The organism is Dactylosporangium darangshiense, from assembly GCF_039537565.1.
Classification (GTDB): Bacteria; Actinomycetota; Actinomycetes; order Mycobacteriales; family Micromonosporaceae; genus Dactylosporangium; species Dactylosporangium darangshiense.
This window is the reverse complement of the sequence record NZ_BAABAT010000001.1, coordinates 288544-305525: the sequence shown is the minus strand read 5'-3', so window position 1 is coordinate 305525 and position 16982 is coordinate 288544. Positions and strand designations below refer to the sequence as shown.

The 16982-nt window shown below is 72.5% G+C and carries 15 protein-coding genes; 12 read left to right on the top strand and 3 right to left on the bottom strand.

From position 1 onward, the window contains the following. Window positions 1–635: 635 nt before the first annotated feature. On the bottom strand, window positions 636–2600 hold the full coding sequence (acs, locus tag ABD901_RS01305; protein ID WP_345120268.1) for an acetate--CoA ligase: 1965 nt from the start codon (window positions 2598–2600) through the stop codon (window positions 636–638). 119 nt (window positions 2601–2719) lie between these two features. Between acs and ABD901_RS01300 the strand changes: the two genes are divergently transcribed. Then, on the top strand, window positions 2720–3460 hold the full coding sequence (locus ABD901_RS01300) for a Fic family protein (RefSeq protein ID WP_345120266.1): 741 nt from the start codon (window positions 2720–2722) through the stop codon (window positions 3458–3460). 290 nt (window positions 3461–3750) lie between these two features. Here ABD901_RS01300 and ABD901_RS01295 read toward each other — a convergent pair whose 3' ends face one another. Next, on the bottom strand, window positions 3751–4584 hold the full coding sequence (locus tag ABD901_RS01295) for an HAD family hydrolase (protein ID WP_345120264.1): 834 nt from the start codon (window positions 4582–4584) through the stop codon (window positions 3751–3753). 650 nt (window positions 4585–5234) lie between these two features. On the opposite strand from ABD901_RS01295, the gene ssd reads away from it, so the two are divergent. The 8 genes from ssd (at window position 5235) to ABD901_RS01255 (ending at window position 10765) form a co-directional block, all read left to right on the top strand. After that, complete coding sequence (ssd, locus tag ABD901_RS01290) at window positions 5235–6335, top strand: septum site-determining protein Ssd (RefSeq protein ID WP_345120261.1); 1101 nt, start codon at window positions 5235–5237, stop codon at window positions 6333–6335. Next, window positions 6332–7561 (top strand): TadA family conjugal transfer-associated ATPase, encoded by a 1230-nt coding sequence (locus ABD901_RS01285; protein WP_345120259.1) that lies wholly within the window; start codon window positions 6332–6334, stop codon window positions 7559–7561. The genes ssd and ABD901_RS01285 overlap by 4 nt, the downstream gene beginning before the upstream one ends. Beyond that, window positions 7558–8376 carry a type II secretion system F family protein gene (locus tag ABD901_RS01280; protein ID WP_345120257.1) on the top strand — a complete coding sequence of 273 codons (819 nt, stop codon included), beginning with the start codon at window positions 7558–7560 and terminating at the stop codon, window positions 8374–8376. The genes ABD901_RS01285 and ABD901_RS01280 overlap by 4 nt, the downstream gene beginning before the upstream one ends. Then, entirely contained in the window at window positions 8376–8582 is a 207-nt protein-coding gene (locus ABD901_RS01275) for a hypothetical protein (RefSeq protein ID WP_345120255.1), read from the top strand. The genes ABD901_RS01280 and ABD901_RS01275 overlap by 1 nt, the downstream gene beginning before the upstream one ends. Before the next feature lie 266 nt (window positions 8583–8848). After that, window positions 8849–9442 carry a type II secretion system F family protein gene (locus ABD901_RS01270; RefSeq protein WP_345120253.1) on the top strand — a complete coding sequence of 198 codons (594 nt, stop codon included), beginning with the start codon at window positions 8849–8851 and terminating at the stop codon, window positions 9440–9442. A 74-nt stretch (window positions 9443–9516) separates the two neighbouring features. Further along, the gene (locus tag ABD901_RS01265; RefSeq protein ID WP_345120251.1) at window positions 9517–9696 is read left to right on the top strand and encodes a DUF4244 domain-containing protein; all 180 of its coding nucleotides are present in this window, start codon (window positions 9517–9519) and stop codon (window positions 9694–9696) included. Window positions 9697–10085: 389 nt separating this feature from the next. After that, a complete protein-coding gene (locus tag ABD901_RS01260) occupies window positions 10086–10370 on the top strand; it encodes a TadE family type IV pilus minor pilin (RefSeq protein ID WP_345120249.1) in 285 nt (94 codons plus the stop codon). Next, window positions 10367–10765: an Rv3654c family TadE-like protein gene (locus tag ABD901_RS01255; RefSeq protein WP_345120247.1), complete on the top strand. Its 399-nt coding sequence runs from the start codon at window positions 10367–10369 to the stop codon at window positions 10763–10765. The genes ABD901_RS01260 and ABD901_RS01255 overlap by 4 nt, the downstream gene beginning before the upstream one ends. A gap of 303 nt (window positions 10766–11068) precedes the next feature. Here ABD901_RS01255 and ABD901_RS01250 read toward each other — a convergent pair whose 3' ends face one another. Further along, a complete protein-coding gene (locus ABD901_RS01250) occupies window positions 11069–13534 on the bottom strand; it encodes a DEAD/DEAH box helicase (protein ID WP_425556645.1) in 2466 nt (821 codons plus the stop codon). On the opposite strand from ABD901_RS01250, the gene ABD901_RS01245 reads away from it, so the two are divergent. The 3 genes from ABD901_RS01245 to ABD901_RS01235 all read left to right on the top strand — a co-directional run bounded on the left by ABD901_RS01245 (window position 13496) and on the right by ABD901_RS01235 (window position 16927). Continuing rightward, window positions 13496–13858: an STAS domain-containing protein gene (locus tag ABD901_RS01245; RefSeq protein WP_345120245.1), complete on the top strand. Its 363-nt coding sequence runs from the start codon at window positions 13496–13498 to the stop codon at window positions 13856–13858. The two genes, ABD901_RS01250 and ABD901_RS01245, sit on opposite strands and share 39 nt — an antisense overlap. A 4-nt stretch (window positions 13859–13862) precedes the next feature. Continuing rightward, window positions 13863–14339 carry an ATP-binding protein gene (locus ABD901_RS01240; RefSeq protein WP_345120243.1) on the top strand — a complete coding sequence of 159 codons (477 nt, stop codon included), beginning with the start codon at window positions 13863–13865 and terminating at the stop codon, window positions 14337–14339. A 209-nt stretch (window positions 14340–14548) separates the two neighbouring features. Next, window positions 14549–16927: a sodium-translocating pyrophosphatase gene (locus tag ABD901_RS01235; RefSeq protein ID WP_345120241.1), complete on the top strand. Its 2379-nt coding sequence runs from the start codon at window positions 14549–14551 to the stop codon at window positions 16925–16927. Window positions 16928–16982 lie beyond the last annotated feature (55 nt).

Below are 16982 nucleotides of genomic sequence, written 5' to 3'. Positions count from 1 at the left end.
CCCCGCTTTTCATCAACGTGGAGAGAAAACACCGCCTCCGGTACATCTTGTCTCCACGATCATGAAAAACCATCTCGTAGCGGGGCGAAATTCGCATGATCGTGGAGAGATAATGTCGCGCAGGCCCCGATGGTCTTCGAATGCGCCCCGGCAATGCGCAGCCGCACTCCGCAGGTATGCGCGCCAGGTCGGCACCGGCACCCGTTCGGCTGGCCCCCCGCCAGTTGCCGGTGATGCGCCTCCGACGAGCGCTCCCATTGCTTTCTCGCCGACTTCCTTTTTGGTGCTTTGGGCAATTTGTGGCTTGCGCCGCTTGTCCTCACTGATCCCCCGAAGCCGCGCGGCAAGCGGCCGAATGGCGCACGATCACCGCCGCGGATTCGGGCATCGGCGTGGTGCACGGCAGCGAGTGCGCCTTGGACCCACGGCAGCGGCGGCGCGGCACGGCCACGGCACGACGAATTGGCAGCGGCCGCGGGCTGACTAAACGACGGCAAGGCGCGGCGGCGGGCGCGGAGCGCGGCGGCGGGCGCGGAGCGCGGCGGCGGGCGCGGAGCGCGGCGGCGGGCGCGGAGCGCGGCGGCGGGCGCGGAGCGCGGGATCCGGCCGGTGGCCGGATCCCGCGCCTGCGAGGGTCAGTCCTCGGACTTGCCGGACTGCAGGCCCGACGCGATGAGGTCCATCACCGTCGAGTCCTGCAGCGTGGTGACGTCGCCCAGGCTGCGGTTCTCGGCGACGTCGCGCAGCAGGCGGCGCATGATCTTGCCGGAGCGGGTCTTCGGGAGCTCCGCGACGAGCATGATCTGGCGGGGCTTTGCGATCGGGCCGAGGGTCTTCGCGACGTGGTTGCGCAGCTCCTGGATCAGGGCCTCGCCCGCTTCGCCGTCGGTGTCGACGCCGCCGCGCGGGATGGTGAAGGCGACGATCGCCTGGCCCGTGGTCGGGTCGGTGGCGCCCACGACCGCGGCCTCGGCGACCTTCGGGTGGCTGACCAGGGCCGACTCGACCTCCGTGGTGGAGATGTTGTGGCCGGAGACCAGCATGACGTCGTCGACGCGGCCGAGGAGCCACAGGTCGCCGTCGTCGTCCTTCTTGGCGCCGTCGCCGGCGAAGTACATGCCGTCGAAGCGCGACCAGTAGGTCTCGATGAAGCGCTGGTCGTCGCCCCAGATGGTGCGCAGCATCGACGGCCAAGGCTCGCGCAGGACGAGGTAACCGCCGCCGCCGTTGGGCACCGAGCCGGCCTGGTCGTCGACCACGTCGGCGCTGATGCCGGGCAGCGGGCGCATCGCGCTGCCGGGCTTGGTGGCGGTGACGCCGGGCAGCGGGGAGATCATGATCGCGCCGGTCTCGGTCTGCCACCAGGTGTCGACGATGGGGCAGCGGTCGCCGCCGATGTGCTCGCGATACCACATCCAGGCCTCGGGGTTGATCGGCTCACCCACCGAGCCCAGCAGGCGCAGCGACGACATGTCGAAGCCCGCGGGGATGTCGTCGCCCCACTTCATGAACGTGCGGATCGCGGTCGGTGCGGTGTAGAGGATCGTCACGCCGTACTTCTGCACGATCTCCCAGAACCGCCCGCGGTGCGGGGTGTCGGGCGTGCCCTCGTACATGACCTGGGTGGCCCCGTTGGACAGCGGCCCGTAGACGATGTAGCTGTGCCCGGTGACCCAGCCGATGTCGGCCGTGCACCAGTAGATGTCGCTGTCGGGCTTGAGGTCGAACACGGCGTGGTGCGTGAAGCTCGCCTGCGTCAGGTAGCCGCCCGTGGTGTGCAGGATGCCCTTGGGCTTCGCCGTCGTGCCGGACGTGTAGAGGATGAACAGCGGGTGCTCGGCGTCGAACGGCTGCGCGGTGTGCTCGGCGGAGGCGGTCTCGACGACCTCGTGCCACCACAGGTCGCGCTCGCCGTCCCAGTCGACCTCCTGGCCGGTGCGACGCACGACCAGCACCTTCTCGATGCTGGGGGTCTTGGTCACGGCCTCGTCGACGATCGACTTGAGTCCGCTGGGCTTGCCGCGGCGGAAGCCGCCGTCGGCGGTGATGACGACCTTGGCGCTCGCGTCGATGATGCGGCCGCTGAGCGCGTCGGCCGAAAAGCCGCCGAAGACCACCGAGTGCGTGGCGCCGATGCGGGCGCAGGCCAGCATCGCGACCGCCGCCTCCGGGACCATCGGCATGTAGATCGCGACGCGGTCGCCGGCGACGACGCCGAGGTCGGTGAGCGCGTTGGCGGCCTGGCAGACGGAGCGGTGCAGGTCGGCGTAGGTGATCGTGCGGGTGTCGCCGGGCTCGCCCTCGAAGTGGATCGCGACCTTGTCGCCGCGGCCGGCCTCGATGTGGCGGTCCAGGCAGTTGTACGCCACGTTGAGCTGACCGCCCACGAACCACTTCGCGAACGGCGGATTGGACCAGTCCAGCACCTGGTCCCACTCCTTGGCCCAGCTCAGCCGGCGCGCCTGCTGCTCCCAGAACGCCAGGCGGTCGGCCCGAGCCTCGGCATAAGCCCCCTCGGTGAGATTGGCGGCGGCGGCGAACTCGGCAGGCGGCGGGAACTGCCGTGTTTCGTTGAGAAGGTTTTCCAAGGTCTCGCTCATCGGTGATGGCTCCTCGATGTGGTCCAGCTCTCGCAAGCAGGCTAGTTCGGGGGTACGACAGAAAAGAAGCGCCTCTTTTCTAAACTTTGTTCACAGTAGTGGCACGATACCGTCTGGGGGTGCCATCGGACCCACTCGCACCGCTGCTCGAACTCGCCGACGTCGCGCCCGCCATGCAACAGGCCCGGGCGGCCGTCGACGCCGCCATGCGCCATCGCGCCCTGCGCCGCTCGGGCGGCCCGGTCGCCGCGGAGGTGGCGCTGCGCACCTCGGTCGCCAGCGCCGCGCTCGACACGCACGGCTTCGACCTGGAGGGCGTGCGCGCCGGCGTCGTCACCGACCCCGTCGTGCAGGGCGCGCTCCGTGCCACGGCCGCCCTGGACGGACTGACGGCCACCTGGACTCGCGCGCCCCGCCAGGCGCTGGCCAAGCTGCACACGCTCATCGCGCGCGACGTCGTCGGCCCCGCAGAGCTCGGCCGGCCGGTCGACCCGGACGCGGTGCCCCGCCTGGACGGGCTGGCCGCGCTGGTCACCGGCGACACGAGTGCTCCGGTGTTGTTGCAGGCTGCTGTGGTACACGGGGAATTGCTGGCCCTGAAGGCATTCGCCGGTCCGAACGGCGTGGTGGCGCGGTCCGCGGCCCGGCTGACCCTGGTGGCCGGCGGGCTCGATCCGCGGGGCCTGCTCGCGATGGACGTGGGGCACCGGGCGCGCGAGCCCGAGTACGTCGGCTCCGCCAATGCCTTCGCCACAGGCACGCCCGACGGCCTGCGGTCCTGGCTGCGCCACTATGCGGCGGCGGCCGAGCGCGCCGCGGAGGAACTCGTCGAGATCTGCGACAAGGTCAGCGCGGGCTGAACGGCCCCGGACACAGTGGACGGCGCCTCGATGGGAGGAGGCGCCGTCACACACGTCCGTCCGGGTTACCAGGCGTGCACCTCAAGTCCGTTTGCAGCGGTCCTTGCGGATCCGCTGTAACGCGCCTACCGCGGCTGGTCGCTCGTGGGTGCCCGGAGGCCGTGCACGAGATCCGGCCGTTGTACCCCGCCTGACCTCGCTCTTCATTTCTACGCCGCCGCTGCCACGATCGGAACCCCCACCTTGCAGAAAGTGACTGATGGGGTTCGCGTGACGACTGTGCGTGTGCGTCAGGCGGTTGCGGCCGCGGCGATCTGCGCGGCGCGGGCCCGGCGGTGCTTGCTGTAGATGGCGAGGCCGATCGCGACCGCAGCGCCGAGGCCGATCGCCGCCGCAGCGACCGGGACGGCCGGCCGCTCGCGCAGCCGCCGGCTCAACGGGATCGGGTGGCGGAAGTCCAGCATCGGCCAGCCCCGCTCGACCGCCACGCGGCGCAGCCCGCGGTCGGGGTTGACCGCAGTCGGGTGCCCGACCAGGCTGAGCAGCCCCGCGTCGGTCACCGAGTCGGAGTACGCGTAGCAGGCCGAGAGGTCGTAGTCCCGCTCGGTCGCGAGCTCCTTGACCGCGATGACCTTGTTGGGCCCGGCCGCGTAGAAGTCGATCTCGCCGGTGTAGCAGCCGTCGTCGCCGATGTTCATTCGGGTGGCGATGATGTCGGTGATGCCGAGCTGTTCGCCGATAGGTCGGACCATCTCGTCGCCCGAGGTCGAGACGAGCACCACATCGCGGCCGGCCGCCCGGTGCTCCTCGATCAGGGCCGCGGCCTCCGCATAGATATACGGGTTGATCAGCTCGTCCAGCGTTTCGCGCACGATCTGGCGGACCTGCTCGGCGCGCCAACCTTTGACCAGCGCGGCCAGGTAATCCCTGGTCTTGGCCATGGTCTGCTCGTCGGAGCCGCCGCCCACCCGGAAAATCAGCTGCGCGTAGGCGCCTTTGATGACATCGCGGCGGCTGATCAGCCCGTCGCGATAGAACGGTCGACCGAAGGCCAAGGCGCTTGACTTGGCGATCACCGTTTTGTCCAGATCGAAAAACGCGGCGCTACGCCCCACGGCGGGCAAGTGTAGCGTTGCGGGGGGCGCCGTGGAGTCCGAAGTTGACCAAAGACCGTCCAAAGGCCGACTGGATCACGCTCGGCTCGCAGGCAGTCACGCCTGAGTTACCCCAGAGTGAAATATTGATTGGCGTTCTGGGCGTGTTGCGGGCCGGTCCTACTCGACGTATGGCGGTCGACTCAGGCATGCTTATGTTTGCGACGCGGTTTCATGTCGGCTTGACTGAGACCCGTTATTGACCCTCGGCGGTTGCACCCCCCGTGACCGCTGAGCGGGTTCGGCTCGACCCCCCCGGAGCCGAACCCCCGGCGACCCCCGTCACCCCCCGGCGGGGGTCGTCCCCTCTGTAGAGGTCGTTTCCGCGCAGGTTGCCGGATTTCAGCCACATGGCCTTTTGGACAGTGGCCGCCGACTGTCGTCTCTATCCCAGCATTGACGCCCGGTGCTTTGTTGAGCGTTCACGGTTTCGGGTGCACGGCCAAACTTTTTTCATTCGGTACCGCCGCCGGACCATGCCCGCCCTGAGGCGATTTGTCGGGGTTTACATAGCAGATCGACTTCGTCCGTGGGAGTTATCCACAAGCACCGAGTTATCCACAGATTCGGCCCCGACGGCCAGCAGACGACCGCGCGATGGAGCCAGGGTGTGCGCAGTTATGCCGTCCGCTGCGACCGTGGAGCCTTCAGTGCACCGACCATTGCTCGTATCCGACGATCCCGCGCTGCTCGACCAGGTCGTCGACCTCGCCGCCCGGCTCGCCCTCGAGCTCGATGTGGCATCCGGCCCCGATGCGGCCCGCCATCGATATCCCCGCGCCCCGCTGGTGCTCATCGGCGACGAGGCCGCGCCCGCCTGCGCCCGCGCCCGGCTGCCGGAGCGCCGCAACGTGATGCTCGTCGGCCGCATACATGGGATGGATCGGCTCGCCGTGCTCGCCGACGCCATCGGCGCCGACCAGGTCGTGCGCTTCCCCGACGGCGTGGACCACCTCGTCGACGAGTTCCTGCGCCTGTCCGCCGTCGTCACGACCGCCGTGCGCGGCCGGGTGCTCGCCGTGGTGGGCGGGCGCGGAGGCGCCGGGGCGACCGTGCTGGCCGCCGGGCTGGCCGTCACCGCTGGTACCGTCGGCCTCAGCTCCCTGCTCGTGGACGCCGATCCCCTCGGCGGCGGTGCCGACCTCGTCCTCGGCTGGGAGGACGTCACCGGCCTGCGCTGGCCGGCCCTGCAGTCCACCAGCGGCGCCGTCGACCCGCCCGCGCTGGTCGGCGCCCTGCCCCGCCGCGGCGGCGTGGCCGTGCTCTCCTGCGACCGGGCCGCGCCCGCACGCCTGCCGCACGAGGCGATGGCCACCGCACTGGATGCCGGTCGCCGAGGCCGCGACCTGGTCGTCGCCGACCTGCCCCGCCGCCTCGACGACGCCGCCGTCCTCGCGCTGCGCGCCGCCGACCGGGTGCTGCTGGTCGTGCCGGCCGAGCTGCGCGCCTGCGTGGCCGCCGGCCGGGTCGCCGCGACGCTCGCGCCGCACACCAACGCGCTGCAGGTGGTGGTGCGCGGGCCGGCGCCCGGCCGGCTGCGAGCCCGCCAGATCTCGCGCACGCTGGGCCTGCCGATCGCCGGCTCGGTGCGCGCCGAGCGCGGCCTGCCGCGCCGCCTCGAGCGGGGACGGCCGCCGGCCGCGGGCGGGCGCGGCCCGCTCGCCGCCCTGTGCCGCCGGATCCTCGGCGACGTCGGCCTCGGCCGGGGAGCGACGGCATGAGGGCACTTCAGCGCACTGTCGGCGAGCCCGGTCTGGCCGAGCGGGTCCGCGCCCGCCTGGCCGTCGACGGCCTCGACGCGACACCGGGCGCCGTGGCGGCCGCGGTGCGGGCCCAGCCCGGCGCCGCCCTGCTCGGCGAGCACACGCTGCGCGAGGTCACCGACGAGCTGACCGGCCAGATGATCGGCGCCGGCCCGCTGGCGCCGCTGCTGGCCGACCCGGACGTGACGGACGTGCTCGTCAACGGCGTGTACGTCTGGGTCGACCGCGGCCCGGGCGGCCTGCGCCGGGTGATGGGCTCGCTGGGCGACCCGGCCGCGGTGCGCAAGCTTGCGCAGCGCCTCGCCTCGACCGCCGGACGCCGCCTCGACGACGCGAGCCCGTTCGTGGACGTGCGCCTGCCCGACGGCACCCGCATGCACGCGGTCCTGCCGCCGGTCGGGCTCGGCGGCCCCTACCTGTCGCTGAGGACCTTCCGGCGCACCGCGTTCACCGTCGACGAGCTGGTCGCGTGCGGCACCGTCGACCCGGGCGCCGCGCAGCTGCTCAAGGCGGTGGTGACGGCGCGGCTGCCGTATCTGGTGACGGGCGGTACCGGCAGCGGCAAGACCACGGTCCTGGCCACGTTGCTGTCGACCGTCCCGCCCGGCGAGCGGCTGATCATCGTGGAGGACGCCGCCGAGCTGAGACCCGTGCACCCGCACGTGGTGACACTGCAGACCAGGCTCGCCAACGTCGAGGGCGCCGGCGCCGTGACGCTGCGCGAGCTGGTCCGCCAGGCGCTGCGGATGCGCCCCGACCGGCTCGTCGTCGGCGAGTGCCGCGGCGCGGAGATCGTCGACCTGCTCGGCGCGCTCAACACCGGCCACGAGGGCGGCGCGGCGACCCTGCACGCCAACTCGCCGGCCGACGTGCCGGCGCGGCTGGAGACGCTCGGCCTCCTGGGCGGCGTGCCGCAGGCGGCCCTGCACGCCATGGTCGCCTCCGCCCTGCGCGTCGTCCTCCACCTGCACCGCGACCCCGCCGGCCGGCGGGAGCTCACCGAGATCTGCGTGATCTCGCTCGACCCGCAGCGGCGCACCGCCGGCGTGGTGACCGCGTGGCGGCGCGGCAACGGGCCGGGCCCGGGCGCCGCCGACCTCGACGAACTGCTCACCAAGCGCGGCGTGGAGCCGCCCCGGCCGGACGGGCGGTGGCGGTACACGCCGGGGAAGGGCTGGTCATGAACCCCATCGACCTCGCACTCGCCGCCGGGGCGGCGCTCGTCCTTGGCTGGATGGCGTACTGGCTGCGCGGCCGCCGCGCCGCCGCCCGCCTGGCCCGCGTGACCCGCGCCGCGGCCGCCCCGCCGCCGAGCCGCCCCAACCGCGCGGGAGTCCTCGCCCGCCGGTCGGAGCGCGCCCTGCTGCACCGCCCCGCCACGGCGATCGCCGCCGTCGCCAGCCTCGCGACCGGAACGGCGTTGCTGGCCGCCGGCGTCGTCGCGGCGGTCGTCGCCGGCATCTACGCCCTGATGGCCCTCGTCGCGTTTCGCCGTCATCTGGTACGCCGTGAGGCCGAACGGATCGTCACAACGCTGCTCGACGCCGTCGATGCGACCACGGAGGAGCTGCGCGCAGGAACCATCCCCGACGGCTCGGCCGCGCGGCGCGAGACCGCCGCCGCCGGTCGGACTCGCCGGGCCGAGGCCGCGGCGGAGGTGGCGCGGGCGAGGCTCGATGCGGCGTACCGGCTGAGCGAGAGCCTCGGCGTTCCGCTCGCCGATCTCCTCGATCGCGTCGACGCCGACCTGCGCTCCGGCCAGGCGCTGCGCGGCGGGGTGGCAGCCCAGCTGTCCTCGGCGCAGGCCACGGCCGTGGTCCTGCTGGCGCTGCCCGCCGCCGGCCTGTGGGTGGGCGCCGCTTTGGGCACGCATCCGGTACAACACCTGCTGCACACCCCGCTCGGCGCCGCCTGCGCCGTCACGGCGGTCGCGCTGCAGTGCGGCGGGTTCCTGTGGACCAGCGGCATGGTCCGGGCGGCCACTGCGGAGGTGCGCTGATGACCACGTGGCAGCGACCACCGGTGTCGGTCTCGGCCGGCGTGGGCGTCGAACGGTCGTCCGCGGGCCTGACCCGGTACATGGCCGTCGCCCAGGTCCGCTTCCTGCTCCCCGGCCTGCGCCTGCCGCTGGCGGTGACGGTCGGGCTGAGCCTGGCCCTGACCGACGGCGGCGAGTCCTGGACCGCCACCGCGGAGGTGTCGTGATGACCCCGCCTCGCGGGGCCGTGGGTGCCGGCGGCGACGACGTCCGGACGCGCGGCGGTGCCCTGGTGCCGACCGGCGGCCGGGGCGCGCAGGCACGGCGATACGGCGATGTCCTTGCGCTGCCCAGTGCGGCATCGGGGTCGGCGAGCGGCGGTCGCGGCCGGGACGCGGGCCGTGGTGCTTCGGGTACGAGGCCGGACGAGGGTCGCAATGCCGCGGGTGAGCGTCGCGATGAGGGGCGGCGGGATCGGGCGCTGAGCCGGTGGGTGCGGTGGCCGTTGGCGCTGCTGGCCGGGCTGAGCGTGGCGCTCGCGATCGGCGGCGTCACCGGGCTGGTCGTCGGGTGCGTGCTTGCCGTCGGGTGCGGACTGGTGCTGGGGCGGCTCGAGCCGCCCGGGGTCCGGCGGGAGCGGGCGGCGGCCCGGGCCGACCTGCCGTTCGCGGCGGACCTGCTCGCGGCGGCGCTTCGGGCCGGCTCGCCACCGGACCGGGCCGCGCTCGCGGTCGGGGAGGTGCTCGGCGGGCCGGTCGGGCTCCGGCTGGCCCGCACCGGGCGGGCGCTACGGCTCGGGGCCGCGCCCGAGGACGCGTGGGCGCACCTGGCCGACCTGCCGGGTGGGGCGCGGTTCGCCCGGGCCGCCGCGCGTAGTGCCGAGCACGGCACCGCACTCACCCGGACCCTCGATCGGCAGGCCGCGGACCTGCGCGTGGCCAAGGCCGCGGCCGCCGAGGCCGCTGTCCGCCGGGTCGGTGTGCTCGCCGTGCTGCCGGTCGGTCTGTGCTTCCTGCCCGCATTCGTCCTGGCCGGGGTCGTACCGGTCGTGGTCGCCGTCCTTCAGGACGCGCTCGCCGCGCTCTGAGAAACCTGTCGTGGTCGCCGTCCTTCAGGACGCGCTGCCGCGCTCTGATAAATCGGAAAAAGGAGATATTTCGCATGTACACCATTAAGGCCCGCCTCCTTGCCCTGCGTCGCGGGGAGGAGGGCTCGATCAGCCTCGAGTACGCGGCGACGATGGTCGTCGGCGTCATCCTCGCCGGGGTCCTGATCGCCGTCGTCAGCTCCGACCAGGTGCGCGATGCCTTCACCCGCCTCGTGATGCGGAACCTGGCATGACTGCCCGGGGGAGGGTCGCGCTCCCGGCCCCGGCGTCCGCAGCCGAATCGGCCGTCGGTCAGGGGCTCGAGTTGGGCGCAGGGCGGGAGATTCGACGGCACCGCGGTGGCGGTTCTCGCAGGCGCAGCGGGTGCGTCGTGGCGCGGCCGCGACGCAAGCGGCGCGATGGACCGGCGGTCGGGGGCGATCGAGCCCTTGAACAGCACAATCGCGCCCTTGAACAGCACAATCGCGCCCTTGAACAGCACAAAGGTGGCGCTGGTGAGGGAAATGATGCGCTCGAACGCCGCGGCGATGACGTCCGAAGACACAGGGCGGGTGTCGACCAGGTGCCGAGGCACCGGCGGGGCGGTCGGGATCGCGGGTCGGCGGCGCTCGAGGTGGCGCTCATGACGCCCGTCGTCATCGTCTTCCTCGTGACCTGCATCGTCGCGATCACGGCGCTCGGCGCCAAGATCAGCTGCGTCGACGCGGCCGGGGCGGCGGTGCGGGCCGTTGCGCGGGGGGAGCCGGTGCCGGACTTCGGGGACGGCACCGAGGTGGCGGTCGAACACGACGGCGACCTGGTGCGGGTCATCGTGCGCATGCGGGTGCCCGCGCCGATGCCCTCGGGCTTCACGGTCGAGGAGCGGGCGGTGGCCATGGTCGAGCCCCAAGCCACCGGCGGGTCGTGAGGCACTGGGCCGCCCGGCTGAGCTGTTCGGTTCGGAGGCGCCGGGTTGCCGGGCGGCGGAGCGGTGACCGAGGGTCGGCGTCGATCGTGATGCTCGCCGTCGGGCTGGCCGCGTTGCTGCTCGCGCTCGGGTTCGTGATCGCCGGCGGGGTGATCGTCGCCCGGCACGAGGCGCGCAATGCCGCCGATGCAGGGGCGCTCGCGGGTGCGCTGTCGGCGGTGCAGGGGGCGCGGGCGGCCTGCGCGGCGGCCGGGCGGCTGGTGGAGGCGAACGGCGGGCGGCTCGTCGGCTGCACGGTCGCCGGTCCCGTGGTCACGGTGACCGTCGAGGTTCGCGCCCGCACGGGGCTGGCCACCGCGGCCAGCGCGCGAGCCGGGCCGGTCATGGCGGCCTGACCGTCCGCAGAGCGACATCGCCAGTCAGCGAGCCGGGCCTGCCTGGCCGCCCCGCAGCGGCATAGCCGCTCACGGCGGCACGCATGACGAGACATGGGTCCAGTGGCGGGAGCGGGGCCAAAACGAGGGAGGGGTGAGCAGCCAAGTCGGGCACGCCGCGAGGGGCCCGGATCCAGCGAATGCCGGGTCCCTCGCGGGCGCGCAGACCAAAGCGCATGCGCAGGCCAAGGCGGATGCGCAGGCTAAGGCGGATGCGCAGGCCAAGGCGGATGCGCAGACCAAAGCAGACCAGAGACGCTGGGATCAAGCGGTCACCGGCAGCGCCGTCGCAGCCGGTGGTCGCGGACTTGGAGGTGCCGCGGGAGGGGAGGCCGTCGGCGACAGGTGGGAGAGGACCAGGGAGAGGAGGCGGGCGGCCTCGGGCTTGTTCAAGGGGTTGTTGCCGTTGCCGCACTTCGGGGACTGCACGCACGACGGGCAGCCCGACTCGCAGCGGCAGGAGCGGATGGCCTCGTGTGTGGCGCTCAGCCAGGTTGCGGCGGTTTGGTAGGCGCGTTCTGCGAAGCCGGCGCCGCCGGGGTGGCCGTCGTACACGAAGATTGTGGGCAGGCCCGTGTCGGCGTGCACTGCGGTTGAGAGGCCGCCGATGTCCCAGCGGTCGCAGGTGGCGACCAACGGGAGGAGGCCGATTGCGGCGTGCTCGGCGGCGTGCAGGGCGCCGGGCCACTCGATCTCGGGGATTCCCAGGTCGTCGAGGGCGTCCGGGTCGATCGTCCACCAGACGGCCACGGTGCGCAGGATGCGCTCCGGCAGGTCCAGCGGGACGGTGTCGATGACCTCGCCGGAGACCAGGCGGCGGCGCTGGTAGGAGACGACCTGGTTGGTGACCTCGACCTCGCCCAGCGAGAGCGTGATCGGGCCGGCGGTGCGGGACTCGCGGACCGAGAGGATCACCATCGAGGTGACGTCGCGCGGGTGGGTGCTCCAGTCGGGGTCCTCGGCGTGCACCAGGGCGCTGTTGTCGGACAGGTCGAGCTCGTCGACGACGTAGGTGACGCCCTGGTGGAGGTACACGGCGCCGGTGTGCACCTGGTGGTGCGCCGAGCCGGTGTCGACGGTGCCCAGGAGGCGGCCGGTGGCGGACTCGACGACGGCGATCGGGCCGCCGCCGGCGCCGCGGATGTCGACGTCGGGGCGGTCGCGCTCGGTCCAGTACCAGCCGGCGGGGCGCTTGCGCAGCATCCCGGCGGCGACCAGGGCATCGAGAACGGCCTCGGTGCCGGGCGGGAACAGCGGGAGGTCGGCGGGGGTGAGCGGGAGGTCGGCGGCGGCGCAGCAGAGCTGGGGTGCCAGGACGTGCGGGTTGGCGGGGTCGAAGACCGTCGCCTCGACCGGGCGGCCGAACAGGGCCTCGGGGTGGTGGACCAGGTAGGTGTCCAGCGGGTCGTCGCGGGCGACCAGCACGCAGGTGGCGGCCCGGCCCGCCCGGCCCGCGCGGCCGGCCTGCTGCCACATGGAGGCCAGGGTGCCGGGGTAGCCGGACATGACGACGGCGTCCAGGCCGGTCAGGTCGACGCCCAGCTCGAGGGCGTTGGTCGAGGCGAGGCCGAGCAGGGTGCCATCCAGGAGGTCCTGCTCCAGGGCGCGGCGGTCCTCGCGCAGGTAGCCGGCGCGGTACGCGGCCACGCGGGAGCCCAGGCCGGGCGCGGCGACGTCGAGGTTGTGCCGGGCCATGGTGGCGACCAGCTCGGCGCCCTTGCGGGAGCGGACGAACGCCAGCGTGCGCACGCCCCGGGCGACCGAGTCGGCCAGGAGGGTGGCGGTATCGGTGAGCGCCGATCGGCGGGGGCCGTCGGGGGTGATCAGCGGCGGCTCCCAGAGCTTGAACGTCACCGGGCCGCGCGGGGAGGCGTCGTCGGTGAACGCCGTCATCGGCAGGCCGGTGAGGCGCTCGCCGGAGCCGGCCGGGTCGCCCGCCGTGGCGGAGGCGAGGACGAAGCACGGGGTGGCGCGGTAGCGGGCGGCGATGCGGCGCAGGCGGCGCAGGATGTGTGCGACGTGGGAGCCGAAGAGGCCGCGGTAGGCGTGGCACTCGTCGACCACGACGTACGTCAGGCCCCGCAGGAAGCGGGACCAGCTCGCGTGGCCGGGCAGGATGCCGTGGTGGAGCATGTCCGGGTTGGTGAGCACCACGCGGGCGTGGCGGCGGACCCACTCGCGCTCCTCGCGGGAGGTGTCGCCGTCGAAGGTGGCCGGGTAGAGGCCGGGTAGCGCCAGGTCCTTGAGGGTGCGCAGCTGGTCGGCGGCCAGGGCCTTCGTCGGCGAGATGTACAGCACCGTGGCCTTCTCGTCCGTCAGGAGACGGGAGAGTGCGGGCAGCTGGTAGGCCAGGGACTTGCCGGAGCCGGTGCCGGTTGCGACCACGGTGTGGGTGCCCTGCCAGGCTGCCGTGGCGGCATCGGCCTGGTGCCGCCAGGGAGTGAAGCCGAACGCCGTGCGGACCGGGGCGGGCACCCACTCCGGCCAGGGGACGACGACCCCGTCGCGGCGGGGGAGCGTTTCGGTGTGGAGCAGCACGTCCAGCACTCTAAAACACGTGTTCGAATGCGTGGCCGTGATACACGCCGACTGGATATGGGAAAGGGGGTGGAGCGTCGCCTGGGCCGGGCGTCGATGGTTAGATGCCCGTGGAGGGCTTGCACATTTTGGCCGCCAGAGGAGGAGGTCCGCATGGAACTGTCGTTGTCGACATACGACTCCGGCGACCATACGGTGCTCGAGGTCGGCGGTGAGGTGGATGTCTACACCGCCCCGCGCCTGCGAGAGAAGCTCGTCGATCTGGTCGAGGCCGGTGCGCGGCACGTGGTCGTCGACCTGAGCCGGGTGGAGTTTCTGGACTCGACCGGTCTGGGCGTGCTGGTCGGCGCGCTCAAGCGGCTGCGTGCGGTCAACGGCTCGTTCGGGCTGGTGTGCGCGCACGAGCGACTGCTCAAGATCTTCCGGATCACCGCGCTGGACCGGGTGTTCTCGCTGTACGACACCGTGGCCGCCGCGACCGCAGCCGGCGGCGCGAGCGCCGAATCCCCGGCGTAGGTCCATGCCCACGGTACGACTTTCCTTCTCGCCGGCGCCGGCACATGTGCGCACGGCCCGCCTCGTCGGCGTGGCCGTGGCGCGGCGTGCGGGCGTCGCCGAGGAGTTGCTCGAGGAGGTCCGGCTCGCGATCGGGGAGGCCTGCTCGCGGGCCGTCGCCCTGCACCGCTCGCACGGCCTTGACGACCTGGTCGACGTGGCGATGGCCGACGGCGACCGGTTCACCGTCCGGGTCGTCGACCGGGCGGCCAACGGCGCGATGGTGACCCGCGCGCCGCAGGACGATGCCGTGGTCCTGCTGTCGGACCCGGCGCTGCCGCTGACCACCCCGCCGGACCTGCTGGCGGAGGAGGCGGTCGCCGCCCGCATGGGGTTGGCGCTGCTCGCAGGCCTCGTCGACGACCTGAACGTGTCCGAATTATCCGAAGGTGTCGGCACCGAGGTAAGAATGTCCTGGCCCCTGGAGCGGCCAGGCGACTGACCGGCGTGAATGAATCGACAGAGTGCGATTTGTTCAAACACGCAAGTCGGTGTGACCACGGACACGCCAGGCGGCTAGAGTACGGCGATCGTGTATGACGTCCCTGGTCACTGGGTACCTCGGTCGTCCAGCACGGCTCCCCGCGTGGAGAACCGCCGCCGGCCTGACCGCTCGCGGCGCTGTCATGTGTCGGTACAGGAGGACAACGAATGTCCGGATCACTCGTCGCAAGCGGCGAGACTTCCCTTTCCGGGAGCAACCTGACCTATGTCGTCGTCGCGCTCGTCCTCGCCTGCGTGGCGCTGGGCTTCGCCGCGGCACTGGTCCGGGCGGTACTCGCGACCGGTCGGGGTACACCCAAGATGCAGGAGATCGCCGGGGCGGTGCAGGAGGGCGCGACCGCGTACCTCACGCGCCAGTTCAAGACCCTCAGCATCTTCGTCGTCATCGCGGTGGTGCTGCTGTTCCTGCTCCCGGTGAACGATGCCGGGGATCACGAAACCTTGATCAAGATCGGCCGGTCGGCGTTCTTCATCGTCGGCGCGGTCTTCTCGGCCTTTATCGGTGGCGCCGGCATGGCGCTGGCCACCCGCGCCAACCTGCGCGTCGCGGCAGCGGCCCGGGAGGACGGCGGCCGCGAGAAGGCGATGCAGATCGCGTTCCGCACCGGTGGCGTGGTCGGCTTCCTCACCGTGGGTCTGGGCCTGATCGGCGCGTCCCTGGTGGTGCTCATCTTCAAGAACGACGCGCCGACGGTCCTCGAGGGCTTCGGCTTCGGCGCGGCGCTGCTCGCGATGTTCATGCGGGTCGGCGGCGGCATCTTCACCAAGGCCGCCGACGTCGGCGCCGACCTGGTCGGCAAGGTCGAGCAGGGCATCCCGGAGGACGACCCGCGCAACGCGGCGACCATCGCCGACAACGTGGGCGACAACGTCGGCGACTGCGCCGGCATGGCGGCCGACCTGTTCGAGTCCTACGCCGTCACGCTGGTCGCGGCGCTGATCCTGGGCCGGGCCGCCTTCGGCGAGCAGGGCCTGGTCTTCCCGCTGATCGTGTCGACGATCGGCGTGATCATCGCCTTCATCGGCGTCGTGCTCACCCGCCTGCGCAAGTCCGACCGCAACGGTCTCGTCGCCATCAACCGGGCGTTCTACATCTCCGCGATCGTCTCGGCCGTGCTCGTCAGCGCCGCCGCCGTGGCCTACCTGCCGAAGACCTGGACCGACCTGACCGGCGACACCGCCGGGCTCAAGGCGATCCAGGCGCTCAAGGGCGGCGACGCGCCGCCGTTCGGCCCGCACGTCACCGCGATCATCGCCGTCGTCATCGGCATCGCGCTCGCCGCGATCATCCAGGCGCTCACCGGGTACTTCACGGAGACCGAGCGGCGCCCGGTCCGGGACATCGGCAAGAGCGCGCTGACCGGCCCCGCAACGGTCGTGCTGGCCGGCGTCAGCGTCGGCTTCGAGTCGGCGGTCTACTCCGCCATCGTCATCGGCGCGGGCGTCTACGGCGCCTTCCTGCTCGGCGGCGGCTCGATCACCCTGTCGCTGTTCGCGGTCGCCATGGCCGGCACCGGCCTGCTCACCACGGTCGGCGTCATCGTGGCCATGGACACCTTCGGCCCGATCAGCGACAACGCCCAGGGCATCGCCGAGATGTCCGGCGACATCGACGAGCGCGGCGCCCGCACGCTGACCGAGCTCGACGCGGTCGGCAACACCACCAAGGCGATCACCAAGGGCATCGCGATCGCCACGGCGGTGCTCGCCGCCACGGCGCTGTTCGGCTCGTACACCGACACGATGAAGACCGCGCTCGGCGACGCCGGCAAGGCGGCGGACGACGCGGCCACCGCGATCCTGCTCAACGTGGCCAACCCGGGCAACCTGGTCGGCCTGCTCATCGGCGCCGCGGTCGTGTTCCTGTTCTCCGGCCTCGCCATCAACGCCGTCGCCCGCTCGGCCGGCTCGGTGGTGTTCGAGGTCCGGCGGCAGTTCCGGGAGTTCCCGGGCATCATGGACGGCACGCAGCGCCCGGAGTACGGCAAGGTCGTCGACATCTGCACCCGCGACGCCCAGCGCGAGCTCGTCACCCCGGGCCTGCTCGCGGTGATGGCGCCGATCGCCGTCGGCTTCGGCCTCGGCGTCGGCCCGCTGGCCGCCTACCTGGCCGGCGCGATCGGCACGGGCACGCTCATGGCGGTGTTCCTGTCCAACTCCGGTGGGGCGTGGGACAACGCGAAGAAGCTGGTCGAGGACGGCCACCACGGCGGCAAGGGCTCGCCCGCGCACGCCGCGACGGTCATCGGCGACACCGTCGGCGACCCGTTCAAGGACACCGCCGGCCCGGCCATCAACCCGCTGATCAAGGTCATGAACCTGGTCGCGCTGCTGATCGCCCCCGGTGTTGTCACGCTCACCGTCGGCTCCGGCAACCACGCGCTGCGCTACGTCATCTCGATCGCCGCGGTGCTGATCATCGCCGCGGCCGTGGTGGTCAGCAAGCGCAAGCCCGTCGCCGTCGACGCCGGTGACGGCAACGGCGCCGGTGCGCAGGAGAACGCCCCGGAGAAGGTCACCGCGTAACGGCATCGACCGCTCCAGACGACGCTCCGGCCGGATTCGGCCGGAGCGTCGTGTT